The organism is Sphingomonas psychrotolerans, assembly GCF_002796605.1.
GTDB lineage: Bacteria > Pseudomonadota > Alphaproteobacteria > Sphingomonadales > Sphingomonadaceae > Sphingomonas > Sphingomonas psychrotolerans.
In genome coordinates, this window is record NZ_CP024923.1 from 3,790,371 (window position 1) to 3,806,523 (window position 16,153).

Sequence of the window (16,153 nt, forward strand, 5' to 3'; positions counted from 1 at the left end):
TCAGCGGCCCTCCTTGATCGAGCGCTGGCCCTCGGGCGATCGCCCGCCGCCGACCATCATCCTAGTATATTCCTCGAAGCTCATGTCGGTCATCGTGCTCACCGCCTGTGCGAAGCTCAAGCCGTCGGTCGAGAACAGCTTGGCGAGGAAATAGACGTTGCCACCCAGATCGAGCAGCCGGTTATAGTCGCGCGCCAGCAGCGCCTCCCGCTGCTCGTCGCTCAGCTTCCAGTCTTCGAGATATTTGCGCTCGTCCGCCTTCCAGCGCTCGCGATTTTCGGGCTTCATCAGGCTCATCGCGAACTGGTTGAGCTGGTAGCCTTGGCGCGCGCGCTTGGCGGTGAACACGCGGGTGCCCGGAATATCGTCGAACGCCGCCAGATAGGCGTGGATGTCGGTGGGGCCGGTCACAGGCCTTTCTCCTTCAATATCGCATCGAGCCGGGGGAAGACGCGCCGCGCATTCCCCTCGAAGATCGCATGGCGCTGCGCGTCGGTGATCGGCAGCGCGTCGACATAGCGTTTGGTGTCGTCGAAATACTGGCCGGTCTGCGGATCGATTCCGCGTACCGCGCCGACCATCTCGCTGCCGAACAGGATGTTCCTGGTGTCGATCACCTTTGCCAGCAGGTCGATCCCCGGCTGGTGATAGACGCAGGTATCGAAGAACACGTTGCGCATCAGATGCTCGCCGAGATCAGGCTGTTTGAGCATATCGGCCAGCCCGCGATAGCGGCCCCAATGATAAGGCACCGCACCGCCGCCATGCGGGATGATGAAGCGCAGCGTCGGGAAATCGGCGAACAGATTGCCTTCGATCAGCTGCATGAAGGCGATCGTGTCGGCGGCGATGTAATAGGCACCGGTGGCGTGCATCGCCGGATTGCAGCTGCCCGAGACATGGATCATCGCCGGCACGTCGAGCGCGACCATCTTCTCGTAGAAGGGATACCAATATCGGTCGGTGAGCGGCGGCGCAGTGAAGTGCCCGCCGCCCGGATCGGGATTGAGATTGCAACCGATGAAGCCGAGTTCGGTAACGCAGCGCTCGAGTTCGGCGATCGACCCGTTCAGCCCCGCCTCGGGGTTCTGCGGCAGCATGCACACGCCGGCGAACACGTCCGGATACAGATCGACGCAGCGCTTGATCAGATCGTTGTTCACGCGTGCCCAGGCCAGCGCCACGCCCTCGTCGCCGACATGCGGCGCCATCGCCGAGGCGCGCGGGCTGAAGATCGTCATGTCGGCGCCGCGCTCGCGGATCAGGCGGATCTGGTTGGCTTCCAGCGTTTCCCGGATCTCGTCGTCGGAGATGGCGGGGTAGGGCGGGGGCGCCTCGCCGGCCTTGAATGCCGCCTTCTGGGCCTCGCGCCACGCGGCGTGTGCGGCGGGCACGGTGGTATAATGGCCGTGGCAATCGATGATCATCGGGTCGCCCCCTTTATCGCAGCCAGCTTCGCGGCGAGGCCGTCGTGCGGAACCAGTCCCAGCGCGCCGATCGCCCGCTGGCGCTCGACCGTGCCGCGCGTCATCGCCGATCCGGTACCCAGCGCGTCGAGCGTCTTGACGACTTCCTCCATCTCCGCGGCGCGGCGCAGTCCGTGGACCATCATGCGATCGAGATTATAGTCGGCTCTGCCTGCCCAATCGCCGCCCGGCCAAGTCGCGTCGAGCGAAGCGCGCACCGTCTCGCCGACGCCCGCGGCATCGGCGGCAAGGAAGCATTCCGCGGTCAGTGCCTCGAGACCTTTTACCATTACCGAGCGGATCATTTTGATCGACGAGGCTTGGCCGATCGGTCCTGAAACCCTTGTGACATCGGTGAAGCCGATGCCTGCGAGGAACGCTGCGGCGTCTTCGGCATGCGGGCCACCGACCAGTACCGGCGCGGCCCGGCGCTTGGGATGGACCGGCGACATCACCGCGACATCGACATAGCGCCCGCCGGCACCCTCGATCAACGCCGCGGCGGCGCGCTTGGTGTCGGGAGCCACGCTGTTCATGTCGAGCCACAGCGTTCCGGATGCGATCAGCGGCGCAGCGGTCCGGGCGGCGGCGAGTGCCTGGTCTGCGGTGACGAGGCACAGTACCGCGCCAACCCCGGCAAGCGCTTCGGCGGGCGTCTCACAAACCTGCACGCCTGCGCGTGCGAAGTCGGCGAGCTTGGCCTCGCGCGTGGCGGGATCGTCGGTTTTGCGATCAAAGCCCCGAGCCCGAGCGCCACCCGCAAAGGCAGCACCGGCCTCTCCAAAACCGACAAAGGCGAACGCAACGTCCATCGTGGAAGCCTAGGGCAGCGCCGCGCTGGCCCGCCAATCACAATGCCGCCCCGGCTATTCGGTTTCCGGAATTCTGGTCTGGGCAACCGCGTTTTCGACCAGATCGACGAAGCGACGCTGCGCCATGGTCGGGCGCCAGCCGAGGCGCGTGGTGATGCCGATCGTGCGCACGCATTGCGCCAGCGGGGGACCGATCGTAGCGAGGACGCCACTGCGTACTTCGAGCGCAACCTGGTCTGGCGAGAGCAAGGTCAGCAAGTTGCTATCGCGCAAGACTCCGCGGATCACCATTACCGAGCCGCATTCGATCGGCGCTTCTGCAGGCTTACGGCCGGCGAACAGCGCCTCCCAATGCGATCGCAGCGGGGTGTCGGCCTGCCCGACGATCCAGCCGAACCGCGCGAGATCCTCGAGCGTCGGTTCGGCGACAGCGGCCAGCGGATGGCCGGCGCGGCCGATCACCGCCAGGCGATCGGTGAACAGCGCGCGCTGCGCAAGTCCGTGCGGCGCTTGATCACGCAGCGCGCCGATCATCAGGTCGATCACGCCGTCGCGAAGCGGCTCGACGAGTTCGCGCCACGATCCCTCGGCGACATCGACCAGAGCGCGCGGCGTGCCCGCGACGAATGCGGCGATGGCATGGGGCAGGATTAGCGCCCGGCACAGCGGCATCGCGCCGATCGCAATCGTCCCGGTTTCGGCTGCGCCGGAAGCTTCGACGATCCCCGCCGCGATCTCGCGCGCAGCGAGTCGGATGCCGCGCGCGAGCCGGCGCCCAGCGGCGGTGAGCACGACGCCGCGACCGCGCCGCTCGGCCAGGACGACCCCGCCAATTTGCTCGAGATCGCGTGCGGCGCGGTGGAGCGCAGGCTGCGAGAGCCCAGTCGCCATTGCTGCGCCGACGAAGCTGCCGGCATCGGCCAGCGCCAGAAAGGCATGGAGCTGGCTGGCGGTCATCAGTTGCTCGGGCCGCGCGAAGCCGCGCCCGCCGCGACGGGCCGTCGGCGCAGCCAGATGCCCGAACGCCGCGGTCGCCCGGTCGGCCATCAACATCCCGCCCTCGGTCGCCGAGACCCCGTCGCGGTGGCGGTCGAACAGCGCTACGCCTAGCTGGCGCTCGAGCTTCGCCAGCCCTTGGGTGAGCGCCGGCTGCGACAGATTCACTGCCAGCGCCGCGCCGCTCATGCTGCCTTGCGCGACGATCACCGGAAGCGCGCGCAGGTGGCGCAGATTGAGATCGAAGGGGCGCAGCATCTGCGCACCTATAGCAATAGCTTATCGCCGGAGTGCAATTCCGATTGGGCGCCGCGGTTCCTGCGCTTAGGGCTTGGTGCCTGGATAGGAGTTCGAGCATGCCGGGACGGGTGATCCGCATTGTGGAGCGGGCCGAGGCAAGAGTGATCGACGGTCTGGCGGCCGCCGGCGTTGCGACCGTGCACGAGGCGCAGGGGCGCATTGGCCTGCTCGCCAGCCGCCTGCGACCGATTTATCCCGGCGCGCGCATCGCCGGATCGGCAGTGACGATCTCGGCGCCGCCAGGCGACAACTGGATGATCCATGTCGCGATCGAACAGCTCCAGCCCGGCGACATACTCGTGCTGGCACCGACCAGCCCGTGCGAAGACGGCTATTTTGGCGACTTGCTCGCCACCTCGGCGATGGCGCGCGGCTGTCGTGGGCTGGTGATCGATGCCGGGGTGCGTGACGTCCGCGATCTTGCCCAGATGAACTTCCCCGTCTGGTCGAAGGCGATATTCGCGCAAGGGACGGTCAAGGCGACGCTCGGATCGGTCAATTTGCCGATCGTCTGCGCCGGCGCGGCGATCGATCCGGGCGATGTGATCGTCGCCGACGACGATGGCGTATGCGTAGTGAAGCGCGCCGATGCCGCGGCGGTGCTCGCCAAGGCGCAGGCACGCGAGGCGGCGGAGGAATCGAAGCGCCAACGGCTGGCCGCGGGCGAGCTCGGGCTCGACATCTACGACATGCGCGGAAAGCTTGCCGAACTCGGCCTGACCTATGAGTGACGGGATACGCTGCATGTGGATGCGCGGCGGCACGTCGAAAGGCGGCTTCTTCGTCGCCGACGATCTGCCGCAGGAGCCGGCGGCGCGCGACGCTTTCCTGCTCGGCGCGATGGGCTCGCCCGATCCGCGCCAGATCGACGGGATGGGCGGCGCCGATCCGCTGACCTCGAAAGTCGCGATCGTGCGCCGATCCGATCGCGACGGTGTCGACGTCGACTATCTGTTTCTGCAGGTGTTCGTCGATCAGGCGATCGTGTCCGACGCGCAGAATTGCGGCAACATGCTCGCCGGTGTGGGCCCCTTCGCGATCGAGCGCGGGTTGATCGCGGCAACGGCGGACGAGACGCACGTCTCGATCTTCATGGTCAATACCGGGCAGATCGCGATCGCCACTTGCCAGACCCCCGGTGGCATGCCGCGTTACGCCGGCGATGCGGCGATCGACGGCGTGCCCGGCACCGCTGCGCCGATCCCGCTCGAATTTCGCGATACCGCGGGATCATCGTGCGGTGCGCTGCTGCCGACCGGCAATGCCGTCGATAGGATCGAGGGCGTGGCCTGCACGCTGATCGACAACGGCATGCCGTGCGTCGTGTTCAAGGCGGAGGATGTCGGCGCCACCGGCTATGAGGATCGCGACATGCTCGATGCCGATATTGCGCTCAAGGCGCGGATCGAGGCGATCCGGCTGCGCGCCGGGCCGATGATGAACCTGGGCGACGTCACCGACAAATCGGTGCCCAAGATGATGCTGGTCGCACCGCCCGCGCAAGGCGGCGCGGTGACCGTGCGCAGCTTCATCCCGCACCGCGCGCACGCCACGATCGGCGTGCTCGGCGCGGTCAGCGTCGCCACCGCTTGCCTGGTCCCGGGATCGCCCGCGGCCGAAGTGGCGCGGGTGCCTGTGGGGCGACGCAAGACCTTGTCGGTGGAGCACCCCACCGGCGAGATGAGCTGCGTGCTCGAAACCGACGAGACAGGCACCGTGGTCAGCGCCGCGCTGCTGCGCACCGCGCGCAAGCTGATGGACGGGATGATCTTCGCATGAGCCGCACCAAGACCTGGATCGATACGCCAACCGCGCCCGCTTTCGTGCCGCCGCCAGGCGCAGTGGATGCGCATGTCCATGTCTTCGGGCCCGAGGCGCAATTTCCGTTCAGTCCCAAGGCCAAATACCATCCCGAGGACGCCACGCCCGAAATGCTGTTCGCGCTGCGCGACCGGCTGGGCTTTTCGCGCAACGTCATCGTCCAGGCGAGCTGCCACGGCACTGATAACGCCGCGACTTTGGCAGCAATTGCCAAATCGGGAGGCCTCGCCTGCGGCGTCGCCGTGGTCGATCCCGATATCGACCTTCCCGAGCTTCAGCGGCTCCACGCAGGCGGGATTCGAGGCGTACGCTTCAACTTCCTCAAGCGGCTGGTCGACGATGCGCCGAAGGGCAAGTTTCTCGAAATCGCCCGCAAGATCGCTCCGCTCGGCTGGCACGTCGTCGTCTATTTCGAGGCCGATCTTCTCGACGAGCTGGTGCCGTTTCTCGAAGCGATCCCGACGATCGTCGTCGTCGATCATCTCGGCCGTCCCGATATCGCGCAAGGGCGGGATGGCAAGGACATCATTGCCTTCAAGCATCTGCTGGACGCGCATCCCCACATCTGGACCAAGGTGTCGGGCGCCGAGCGCCTGTCGCCGCAAGGACCGCCGTTCGACGACTTCGTCGCGGTGATTCGTCCATTGGTCGAGCGCTACCCGGATCGGGTGCTATGGGGGAGCGACTGGCCGCATCCGAACATGGAGCATCGCATTCCCGACGACGGATCGCTCGTCGATGTCATCCCGCGGATCGCAGTAACCGCCGACCTGCAGCGCAAGCTGCTAATCGACAACCCGATGCGCCTCTACTGGCCCGAATTCTGGTAGCCGGGCGACCGGGTCGCTCGATGCAATATCGGTGTTCCGCCCGCCATTCGCTAAGTTCCTGGTGCAGATGTGCGCCCAGCCGCGGCGTCAGCGGTCTCGTACCTGGCCGTGATCGAGGCGATGCCGGCGGGCAAAGCGTGTGGCTTGTCGATCGTCACTTCGCACCAGTGCGCGTGCCCGGACAGCGCCAAGCAGGCATGCGCGAGCCGGTCAGCGAAGGTTTCGATCAGTGCGATCCGCTGCTCGCCCAGCGCTTCCGCCGCACGGGCGACCTGGCGGTAATCGATCGTGGCGTCGATCGTATCGCGCGCCACGCGATCCATCCCCAGCGTCACGCTGACGATCAGCGGCTGGCGATAGCCGATCTCGTGCGGATTGATGCCGATATCTGCCATCACCGGCAGATCGCGCACCGTGATGCGAAGTTCGGCGTGCGCGCCCCCGCGATCGGTGATTGGCGCCATCTGTGCGTCAGTCCCGGAAGACGACGGTGCGCGCGCCGTTCAGTAGTACGCGGTGTTCCAGATGGTCGCGCACCGCGGCGGCCAGCACGCGGCGTTCGATGTCGCGGCCCTTGCGCACCAGATCGTCGGGGGTGTCGGCGTGGCTGACCGCCTCGACATCCTGCGCGATGATCGGGCCCTCGTCGAGATCGGCGGTCACATAATGGGCGGTGGCGCCGATCATCTTCACGCCCCGTGCATGCGCCTGGTGATAGGGTTTGGCGCCCTTGAAGCCGGGCAGGAAACTGTGGTGGATGTTAATGCAGCGGCCCGACAGATAGCCCGCCATGTCGTCCGAGAGGATTTGCATGTAGCGCGCCAGCACCACTAGATCGGTGCCGGTCTGTTCGACGAGCGCTTTGATCTGGGCTTCCTGCTCCGGCCTGGTATCGCGGGTCACGGGCAAGTGATGATAGGGGATGTCGCCCATCATCGAGACGTTGAGCACCGCCTGCGGATGATTGGACACGATCGCCACGACGTCCATGTCCAACTCGCCGATGCGGCGGCGATAGAGCAGGTCGCCCAGGCAATGGTCGAATTTGGATACCATCAGCAGCACGCGCTGACGCTCGCCCGCGGCGCACAGCTTCCAGTCCATGCCGTGCGCCGCCGCCGCCTCGGCAAACGCGTCCCGGATCGCGACCACGTCGACGCCGGGATCGGTCAGTGCGAACACAACGCGCATGAAGAAGCGGTTGGTCAGCCGATCGTCGAACTGCTGCGCGGCCAGGATGTTGCCGCCATGCGCGGCGAGGAAGCCCGCGACGGTCGCCACGAGACCTGGTCGGTCGTCGCAGGACAAGGTCAGGGTACAGACATCGGTCACGGCGCTCTTCCTTCGGTTGGAAATAATAGCTTGGCGCAACACCCTAGGCGCACGGCAGCGATAAGTGGCGTCGTTCCCACTTCCTCCTTCGCACCGTCGGCTGGCTGTCCATGCTGATCCTTAACTGTGTTGATTTCTTATATGCGAAAAATTCACCTATAGGAAATTCCTATGCCGGGTCGGAGTGCCACACAAGCCCCAATCACGGAACCGCCGCAAAAGTCGCCAACGCAGAATCGTCTCGGTCCTGATACTATGATAGTATGCCTTGCATACAAATACGATTTGTCTCGATGCGACATTCGGCGTAAGTTGCAGCTATGGAGAGACCGGACGCAGACTTGCGGCTCGACGCGGCGATCGCGCGGCATGCGCAGGAGGAAGGGGCGTTGTTGCCGATCCTCCACGCTGTCCAGCGCGAATTCGGCTGTATCGACGAAACCGCCAAGCGGCGGATCGCCGCCGCGCTCAACCTGAGCCGCGCCGAGGTCCACGGCGTCGTCAGTTTCTATCATGATTTCCGCGAGCGCGCCGAGCCGCGCCCGGTGCTCAAACTATGCCGCGCCGAGGCATGCCAAGCGCGCGGGGTCGAGGCGCTGGTGCCCGCCGCGACACGGGCCGCTAGTGACCGCGTTGCGATCGAAACGGTCTATTGCCTCGGGCTGTGCAGCGTCGGCCCGGCGGCGATGGCCGATGGCCAGATCCATGCACGGCTCGATGACGCGCGGCTTGCTGCGCTGATCGAGGCGATGGCATGATCATCCGCATCTCCGACGATGCCGCCGCGCTTGCCTGCGGCGCCGACCCGGTCGCCGCGGCGTTCGAGAAGGCCGGGGCCACGATCGAACGCGTTTCCTCCTGGGGGATGCACTGGCTCGAACCTTTGGTCGAGATCGATGGTCACGGCTTCGGCCCCACCACCGCCGCCGACGTGCCCGCGATCCTCCAGGGCCGCGCGGACGCACTTTCGATCGGCCTGATCGCCGACCACCCCTTCATCGCCTCGCAGCGGCGCCTGACCTTCGCGCGCGCCGGACGGACGCGACCACTTAGCCTCGATGATTATGCAGCCACCGGCGGCTGGAAGGGACTGGAGCGCGCCCACGCGATCGGTGCGGAGGCCGTTCTCGACGCCGTCACCGCTTCCGGGCTTCGGGGGCGCGGCGGCGCGGGCTTCCCGGCGGGGATCAAGTGGCGGACGGTCGCCAATACTCCCGCCGACCGCCGCTACATCGTCTGCAACGCCGACGAAGGCGATAGCGGCACCTTCGCCGACCGGATGCTGATGGAGGGCGATCCCTTCTGCCTGATCGAGGGGATGGCGATTGCCGCCCATGCGGCAGGTGCCGGCAGCGGCTATATTTACGTCCGCTCCGAATATCCGCACGCCATCGCCAAGCTGACCGCCGCGATCGAGGCTAGCCGCGCGATCGTCGCGCCGTTCGTGCTCCATGTCCGCGAAGGCGCCGGCGCCTATGTCTGCGGCGAGGAAACCTCGTTGCTCAACAGCGTCGAAGGGAAGCGCGGCGAGGTCCGCGCCAAGCCGCCGCTGCCCGCAATCGAAGGACTGTTCGGCAAGCCGACCATCGTCAACAATGTGCTGACACTCGCCGCCGTGCCGTTCATCCTTGCCGAGGGCGCGACCGCCTATGTCGATCATGGCGTCGGTCGGTCGCGCGGGACGATGCCGATCCAGCTTGCCGGCAATATCCGCCACGCCGGGCTCTACGAGACCGCGTTCGGCGTGACGCTGGGCGAGCTCGTCAACGACATCGGCGGCGGCACTGCCAGCGGCCGGCCGATCAAGGCGGTGCAGGTCGGCGGTCCGCTCGGCGCGTATATCCCTCCCTCTGCCTTCCACCTGCCGTTCGACTACGAAGCGTTCGCGGGCGCGGACGCCCTTATAGGCCACGGCGGCATCGTCGTGTTCGATGACAGCGCCGATATGCTCGCGCAGGCCCGTTTCGCGATGGACTTCTGCGCCGTGGAAAGCTGCGGTAAGTGCACGCCCTGCCGGCTCGGCGCGGTACGCGGGCGTGAGACGCTCGACCGTATCCGCAGCGGCGGGCGCTTGGCAGACGTGGTCGAGGCGCTGCCGCAGATGCACAATGCCACGGCGGCGGGTCGTGTCCGCGCCGACGAAGTCGCGCTGCTGACCGATCTGTGCGAGACGATGCAATATGGCTCGCTCTGTGCGCTTGGCGGCTTCACCCCCTACCCGGTGATGAGTGCGCTGCGCCACTGGCCCGAGGATTTCGGCCTGCCCGCGGTGGAAGACGCGGGGCAGGGCCGCGTGGCGCAGGGGGTCTGACAATGGGCTACGAACCACAACGCGATCTCGGCACGCCCGCCAGTCGATCCACCGAAATGGTGGCGCTGACGATCGACGGCGAACCCATCACCGTCCCTGCGGGCACCAGCGTCATGCGCGCGGCGGCCGAAAACGGCACATCGATCCCCAAGCTCTGCGCGAGCGACGATCTCAAGAGCTTCGGTTCGTGCCGCCTGTGCCTGGTCGAGATAGACGGCGCGCGCGGGACGCCGGCGAGCTGCACCACACCGGTCGCCGAGGGCATGGTCGTGCGCACCCAGACCCCGCGGATCGAAAAGCTGCGGCGCGGGGTGATGGAACTCTACATCTCCGATCACCCGCTCGATTGCCTGACCTGCAGCGCCAATAACGATTGCGAGCTGCAGGACCAGGCCGCCGCGGTGGGCCTGCGCGACGTCCGCTACGGCTATCAGGGCGCCAACCATCTCGGTGCGGCGATCGATACGTCGAATCCCTATTTCGATTTCGACCCCTCCAAATGCATCGTCTGCTCGCGCTGCGTGCGGGCGTGTGACGAGGTGCAGGGCACGTTCGCGCTGACCATCGACGACCGCGGCTTCGCCTCGACGGTGTCGGCGGGACTGCCGGGGGACAATTTTCTGTCGTCCGAATGTGTTTCCTGCGGCGCCTGCGTGCAGGCGTGCCCGACGGCGACGCTCACCGAGAAAGCGGTCAAGACGATCGGGCTGCCCGACAAGGCGGTCGTCACCACCTGCGCCTATTGCGGGGTCGGCTGCACGTTCCGCGCGGAGATGCGCGGCGAGCAGCTGGTGCGGATGGTGCCCTGGAAGGACGGCAAGGCCAATCGCGGGCATAGCTGCGTCAAGGGTCGGTTCGCCTGGGGATATGCCCGGCATCAGGACCGCATCCTCAAACCAATGATCCGCGCCCGGATCGACCAGCCATGGCGCGAGGTCGAGTGGGACGAGGCGTTCGCTTATGCCGCGTCGGAACTGAACCGCATCCGCGACAATCATGGCCGCGGCGCGCTCGGTGGTATCACTTCGTCGCGCTGCACCAACGAAGAGACGTACCTCGTCCAGAAGCTGGTTCGCGCGGGCTTCGGCACCAACAATGTCGATACCTGCGCGCGGGTCTGCCATTCGCCGACCGGCTACGGGCTCAAGGCGACCTTCGGCACCTCGGCCGGGACGCAGGATTTCGACAGCGTGATGGACGCCGACGTGATCCTGGTGATCGGCGCCAACCCGACCGACGGCCATCCGGTCTTCGCCAGCCGGATGAAACGGCGATTGCGCGAGGGTGCCAAGCTGATCGTGATCGACCCGCGCCGGATCGACCTCGTCCGCTCGCCGCATGTCGAGGCGTCGCACCATCTTGCCCTCCAGCCCGGCACCAATGTTCCGGTATTGACCGCGATCGCGCATGTAGTCGTCACCGAAGGGCTCGCCGACGAGGCGTTCGTCCGCGAACGCTGCGATTGGGACGGGTATCTCGACTGGGCGGGGTTCGTGTCGCAGCCGCGCAACAGCCCGGAAACGCTGGAGGGGGTGACGCGCGTGCCCGCCGCGGATCTGCGCGCGGTGGCACGGCTCTATGCGACCGGGGGCAATGCGGCGATCTATTACGGCCTTGGCGTCACCGAGCACAGCCAAGGCTCGTCGACCGTCATAGCGATCGCCAATCTCGCGATGGCGACCGGCAATATCGGCCGCCCCGGGGTCGGGGTGAACCCGCTGCGTGGCCAAAACAACGTCCAGGGCGCGTGCGACATGGGCAGCTTCCCGCACGAACTGCCCGGCTATCGCCATATCTCGGACGGCCCGACCCGTGCGCTGTTCGAGGAGGCGTGGGGCGTCACGCTCGATCCCGAGCCGGGACTGCGCATCCCCAACATGCTGGACGCCGCCGTGGAGGGGAGCTTCAAGGCACTCTACGTCCAGGGGGAGGACATCCTCCAGTCAGACCCCAATACCGCGCACGTCGCGGCCGGGCTGGCGGCGATGGAATGCGTCATCGTTCATGACTTGTTCCTCAACGAAACCGCGAACTACGCGCATATCTTCCTGCCCGGATCGACCTTTCTCGAAAAGGACGGGACGTTCACCAATGCCGAGCGCCGCATACAGCCGGTGCGCAAGGTGATGTCGCCCCTGAACGGGCTCGCCGACTGGGAGGTGACACAGGGCCTGGCCAATGCGCTGGGGCTCGGCTGGAGCTATACCCACCCGTCCGAAATCATGGACGAGATCGCGCGCCTCACGCCGAGCTTCGCCGGGGTCAACTTCGCCAAGCTCGACGCGGCGGGATCGCTGCAATGGCCGGTCAACGAAGCGGCGCCCGAAGGATCGCCGGTGATGCACATCGACGGCTTCGTGCGCGGCAAGGGCAATTTCGTCGTAACCGATTATGTGCCTACCGACGAGAAGACCGGGCCGCGCTTCCCGCTGCTGCTGACCACGGGGCGCATCTTGGCGCACTATAATGTCGGCGCGCAGACCCGGCGGACCGAGAACATCGCCTGGCACCCCGAGGACCGGCTGGAGATCCATCCCTCCGACGCCGAGAATCGCGGGCTGAAGGATGGCGACTGGGTGCGGCTGGCAAGCCGTTCGGGCGAGACGACATTGCGCGCGCTCGTCACCACCCGCGTTGCGCCGGGCGTGGTCTATACGACCTTCCACCACCCGACGACGCAGGCGAATGTCGTCACCACCGAATATAGCGACTGGGCTACGAATTGCCCCGAATACAAGGTGACGGCGGTCCAGGTCGCCGCCTCCAACGGGCCGAGCGAATGGCAGGAGGGCTACGAAGCGATTGGAGTCCGGTCGCGCCGGATCGTGGCGGAGCCGGCCGAGTGAGCGGCGTGGACAGGCTAGTCTATATGGTCAACCAGATCGCGCGGAACGTCGCAGTCGGCGGCGGCGAACGGGCGATCGTCGCAACCGCCGATCACATCGCCGCCTTCTGGGATCCGCGCATGCGGCGCCATATTGCGGATCATGTCGCGGCTGGCGGGGCAGGTCTCGATCCGGTCGCGCTGGCAGCGTTGCGCCAGCTGGCCGAGAATGGGCCGCCGCCATCGCAGACGCCGGCGACGCACTTCGCCGCGGTCGACGAGACGGGGGGCAGCGACGCGGGCTGAGCAGGGTCCGCGCGACGAGCCTTCAGCCCTTGCCGGCGTAGTCCTCGATCCAGTCGACGGTGCGTTCGAGCCCGCCGAAGGGATAGAAATGCAGCCGCACCGGGCCGTGCACCGGGGTCAGTCGGGCGGCGAGGCGATCGACCAGCTTGTCCGGCCCGGCGGTCCCCAGCAGCCGCGTGATCGACACGCCATATTTCGTCATCACGCTTGCAGAAGCGCCGACGCCGCAATGCGCGGCGTAGCGCAGCAGTGTCTTGATCCCCGCCGGCCCGGGCACGCCGATCCGCACCGGCGCGTCGATGCCGCGCGCGCGCAGCGCCAGCAGCCAGGCGATGAACGGGTCGGCGTCGAAGCCGAACTGGGTAACGATCAAGGTCGCCATGCCGCGCGCTGTGATCTCGGCGCGCTTGATCTCCAGCGCTTCCCAGCATTGCGCTTCGCTCATCGTCGGGTGTCCCTCCGGATGCCCGGCGACGCCGACCGCGGTGATGCCGTTGCGCTCGAACAATCCGGTGCGCAGCAGCGCCATCGTGTCTTCGAACGGCCCGGCGGGCACCGGCGGATCGCCGGCAACCAGGAACACGCGCTTGACGCCGGCCTCGGCGACCGTCCCCGCGACGATCGCCTCGAGCTCCGCGCGCGAGGCGATCCGGCGCGCGGACAAATGCGGCATTGGCTCGAACCCCAGCGCACGCACCTCGGCCGCGGCGGCGATACGGGCATCCATCGTCTCGTTGGGCAGGAAAGTGATCGCGATCGGGGTTTCGGGCGCGATCCGGGGTGCTGCGGCGCGGAGCGCCGGCACGTCCTTGGCAGTCATCTCGAGTGAATAGCCGTCGGTCACGCCTGCGGGCGGCTTGTCCCATGCGGGATGGATCTGCGGAATCGACATGACGGCTCCTCCTGCGGCGACGTCGCGCTTCGCTGCCGTCGCGACGATCGCTCTAGCGCCGCCGATGTAATTCGTATAGATGAAACATTCATGGACGCGAATGATCTGGACTCGGAGAACGATCCGTGCCCGTTGATCCTGTTGCCGGGGTTGATGTGCGATGTCCGGATATTCGCGTCGCAATTGCGTGCTTTCCCCACCGCAATTGGCGCGCCCGATTATGGCGAGGCGAGCTCGCTCACCGCGATGGCGGAACTGGTTCTCGAGGCGGCGCCGCGCCGTTTCGCGCTGCTGGGCCATTCGATGGGCGCGCGCGTGGCGCTGGAGGTGTTCCGGTTTGCGCCCGATCGGGTCGCGCGCCTCGCGCTGGTCAGCACCGGCGTTCATTTGCCAAACGCTGAGGAAGCATCGAAGCGCCATGCATTGCGCGATATCGGACGGCAGAAGGGCATGGCGGCACTGGTCGACGCCTGGCTGCCGCCCATGGTGGCTTCCGCGCGGCAATCCGACGAGGCGCTGGTAACGCCGCTGCGGCGGATGTGCGTCGACGCCGGGATGGGGCGCTTCGAAGCGCAGATCGAGGCCTTGCTTGCCCGTCCCGAAGTAGAGAGCCTGCTGCCCCGCATCCAGGTTCCGACGCTCATCGCGGTCGGCAGCGAGGATCGCTGGAGCCCCCCGGTGCAGCACGAGAATATCGCCGCACGAATCCCCGGCGCGACACTCGCCGTCGTCGAAAGCGCGGGCCACATGCTGCCGGCCGAGACCCCCGGCGCACTCAACGCGGCGATCGCCGATTGGCTCGCGGCACCCGAAACGCCATCCCCAACATCGTCACATGGAGAGAAGACCGCATGACCGACCAGACCCTGCAGCAGTTGCTCGACGCCAGCGGCGACATCGTCGAGCTGCTGCGCAACCAGCAGACCGGCCCCAATGTCTATCCAGGCGTGCCGGCCGAATATTCGAACTGGCGTGCCGAGCAGCAGGCCTGGGCGCAGACCTGCGTGCTGTTCAATCAGTCGTTCCACATGGTCGATCTGGCGGTCGAGGGGCCGGACGCCTTCGCCATGCTCAACGCGCTGGGTGTCAACAGCTTCAAGGGTTTCGTGCCCGATCGCGCCAAGCAGTTCGTGCCCGTCACTCCCGATGGCTATGTGATCGGCGACGTCATCCTGTTCTACCTCGATGAGGACAAGTTCAACCTGGTCGGCCGCGCGCCCGTGATCGAGTGGGTCGAATATCATGCCGCGACGGGCGGCTGGAACGTCACCGTCTCGCGCGACGAGCGGACCGCGGTGCGTCCCGATCCCGAAAACCGGCGCTCCTATCGCTTCCAGCTCCAGGGGCCAAACGCGATGCCCACGCTGGAAAAGGCGATGGGTGCGACTCCGCCCGATCTCAAATTCTTTCACATGGCGCGGACCGCGATCGCCGGGAAGGAAGTCCGCGCGCTGCGCCACGGCATGGCGGGGCAGCCGGGCTACGAACTGTTCGGTCCTTGGGCTGACTATGACGTCGTGCGCAATGCGCTGATCGAGGCGGGCAAGGAGTTCGGGCTGACGCTGGTCGGTGGCCGCACCTATTCGTCGAACACGATCGAATCGGGCTGGATCCCGTCGCCGCTGCCAGCGACCTATACCGGCGAGGCGCTGCGCCCGTATCGCGAATGGCTTTCGGCCAATTCCTATGAAGCCAAGGCGTCGATCGGCGGCAGCTATGTGCCCGAAACGGTCGAGGGCTATTATCTGACGCCGTGGGACCTCGGTTATGGTCCGTTCGTCAAATTCGATCACGACTTCATCGGCCGCGATGCGCTGGAGCGGATGGCCGGGCTGCCACACCGCCGCAAGGTGACGCTCGCGCTCGACAACGAAGATCTGATGCGCGTCGTCAGCTCGCAATTCACCAAGGCCGACCGCGCCAAATATATGGAATTCCCCTCGGCGGTGTACGCGATGCATCCCTATGATCAGGTGCTGATCGACGGGAAGCTCGTCGGTGTCTCGACCTGGATCGGGTACAGCGCGAACGAAGGCCGGATGCTGACTCTCGCCATGCTCGATGCCGAACATGCCGAACCGGGCACCGAAGTGACCTTGCTATGGGGCGAGCCCGACGGCGGCACCCGCAAGCCCACGGTCGAGAAACACGTTCAGACCGAGATCAAGGCGGTGGTCAGCCCCGTGCCCTATTCCGAAGTGGCGCGTGATGCCTATGCAGAGAGCTGGCGGAACCGTCAGCCCGCCTGACAGACGGGTGCACG

At 66.5% G+C, this 16,153-nt stretch carries 16 protein-coding genes; 9 read left to right on the forward strand and 7 right to left on the reverse strand.

Annotated features, from left to right (window positions below; all coding sequences use genetic code 11):
• From ligA to CVN68_RS17265, 4 genes are read right to left on the reverse strand one after another with little or no spacing between them, the layout of a single operon-like run.
• Positions 1–411 (reverse strand): protocatechuate 4,5-dioxygenase subunit alpha, encoded by a 411-nt coding sequence (gene ligA, locus CVN68_RS17250; RefSeq protein ID WP_100283292.1) that lies wholly within the window; start codon positions 409–411, stop codon positions 1–3.
• Positions 408–1,427 carry an amidohydrolase family protein gene (locus CVN68_RS17255; RefSeq protein ID WP_100283293.1) on the reverse strand — a complete coding sequence of 340 codons (1,020 nt, stop codon included), beginning with the start codon at positions 1,425–1,427 and terminating at the stop codon, positions 408–410. The genes ligA and CVN68_RS17255 overlap by 4 nt, the downstream gene beginning before the upstream one ends.
• Complete coding sequence (locus CVN68_RS17260) at positions 1,424–2,278, reverse strand: NAD(P)-dependent oxidoreductase (RefSeq protein ID WP_100283294.1); 855 nt, start codon at positions 2,276–2,278, stop codon at positions 1,424–1,426. The genes CVN68_RS17255 and CVN68_RS17260 overlap by 4 nt, the downstream gene beginning before the upstream one ends.
• Positions 2,279–2,332: 54 nt before the next feature.
• Positions 2,333–3,532: a LysR family transcriptional regulator gene (locus tag CVN68_RS17265; protein ID WP_100283295.1), complete on the reverse strand. Its 1,200-nt coding sequence runs from the start codon at positions 3,530–3,532 to the stop codon at positions 2,333–2,335.
• Between the two features lie 98 nt (positions 3,533–3,630).
• Here CVN68_RS17265 and CVN68_RS17270 point away from each other — a divergent pair, with 98 nt between their 5' ends.
• The 3 genes from CVN68_RS17270 to CVN68_RS17280 are packed head-to-tail and all read left to right on the forward strand — an operon-like array spanning position 3,631 to position 6,225.
• Positions 3,631–4,305, forward strand: coding sequence for a 4-carboxy-4-hydroxy-2-oxoadipate aldolase/oxaloacetate decarboxylase (locus tag CVN68_RS17270; RefSeq protein ID WP_100283296.1), 675 nt, complete (start codon positions 3,631–3,633; stop codon positions 4,303–4,305).
• The gene (locus tag CVN68_RS17275) at positions 4,298–5,353 is read left to right on the forward strand and encodes a 4-oxalomesaconate tautomerase (RefSeq protein WP_100283297.1); all 1,056 of its coding nucleotides are present in this window, start codon (positions 4,298–4,300) and stop codon (positions 5,351–5,353) included. Before CVN68_RS17270 ends, CVN68_RS17275 begins: the two co-directional genes overlap by 8 nt.
• On the forward strand, positions 5,350–6,225 hold the full coding sequence (locus CVN68_RS17280; RefSeq protein WP_100283298.1) for an amidohydrolase family protein: 876 nt from the start codon (positions 5,350–5,352) through the stop codon (positions 6,223–6,225). The genes CVN68_RS17275 and CVN68_RS17280 overlap by 4 nt, the downstream gene beginning before the upstream one ends.
• A 50-nt stretch (positions 6,226–6,275) precedes the next feature.
• On the opposite strand, the gene CVN68_RS17285 is transcribed toward CVN68_RS17280, so the two are convergent.
• Both CVN68_RS17285 and purU read right to left on the reverse strand, forming a co-directional pair.
• A complete protein-coding gene (locus CVN68_RS17285) occupies positions 6,276–6,689 on the reverse strand; it encodes a dihydroneopterin aldolase (RefSeq protein ID WP_100283299.1) in 414 nt (137 codons plus the stop codon).
• A 7-nt stretch (positions 6,690–6,696) separates the two neighbouring features.
• Positions 6,697–7,557 carry a formyltetrahydrofolate deformylase gene (gene purU / locus CVN68_RS17290; RefSeq protein WP_100283300.1) on the reverse strand — a complete coding sequence of 287 codons (861 nt, stop codon included), beginning with the start codon at positions 7,555–7,557 and terminating at the stop codon, positions 6,697–6,699.
• 320 nt (positions 7,558–7,877) lie between these two features.
• Here purU and CVN68_RS17295 point away from each other — a divergent pair, with 320 nt between their 5' ends.
• From CVN68_RS17295 to CVN68_RS17310, 4 genes are read left to right on the forward strand one after another with little or no spacing between them, the layout of a single operon-like run.
• Positions 7,878–8,315, forward strand: a complete 438-nt coding sequence (locus tag CVN68_RS17295; RefSeq protein WP_100283301.1) for an NAD(P)H-dependent oxidoreductase subunit E — start codon at positions 7,878–7,880, stop codon at positions 8,313–8,315.
• A complete protein-coding gene (locus CVN68_RS17300) occupies positions 8,312–9,868 on the forward strand; it encodes an NADH-ubiquinone oxidoreductase-F iron-sulfur binding region domain-containing protein (protein WP_100283302.1) in 1,557 nt (518 codons plus the stop codon). Before CVN68_RS17295 ends, CVN68_RS17300 begins: the two co-directional genes overlap by 4 nt.
• Positions 9,869–9,870: 2 nt before the next feature.
• On the forward strand, positions 9,871–12,714 hold the full coding sequence (fdhF, locus tag CVN68_RS17305) for a formate dehydrogenase subunit alpha (protein ID WP_100283303.1): 2,844 nt from the start codon (positions 9,871–9,873) through the stop codon (positions 12,712–12,714).
• Positions 12,711–12,998, forward strand: a complete 288-nt coding sequence (locus CVN68_RS17310) for a formate dehydrogenase subunit delta (RefSeq protein ID WP_233503402.1) — start codon at positions 12,711–12,713, stop codon at positions 12,996–12,998. The genes fdhF and CVN68_RS17310 overlap by 4 nt, the downstream gene beginning before the upstream one ends.
• Positions 12,999–13,020: 22 nt before the next feature.
• Here the strand turns inward: CVN68_RS17310 and CVN68_RS17315 are convergent, their stop codons facing one another.
• Positions 13,021–13,890 (reverse strand): methylenetetrahydrofolate reductase, encoded by an 870-nt coding sequence (locus CVN68_RS17315; RefSeq protein ID WP_100283305.1) that lies wholly within the window; start codon positions 13,888–13,890, stop codon positions 13,021–13,023.
• 90 nt (positions 13,891–13,980) lie between these two features.
• On the opposite strand from CVN68_RS17315, the gene CVN68_RS17320 reads away from it, so the two are divergent.
• Entirely contained in the window at positions 13,981–14,745 is a 765-nt protein-coding gene (locus tag CVN68_RS17320; RefSeq protein ID WP_100283306.1) for an alpha/beta fold hydrolase, read from the forward strand.
• Positions 14,742–16,139 (forward strand): syringate O-demethylase, encoded by a 1,398-nt coding sequence (desA, locus tag CVN68_RS17325; RefSeq protein ID WP_100283307.1) that lies wholly within the window; start codon positions 14,742–14,744, stop codon positions 16,137–16,139. The genes CVN68_RS17320 and desA overlap by 4 nt, the downstream gene beginning before the upstream one ends.
• Positions 16,140–16,153 lie beyond the last annotated feature (14 nt).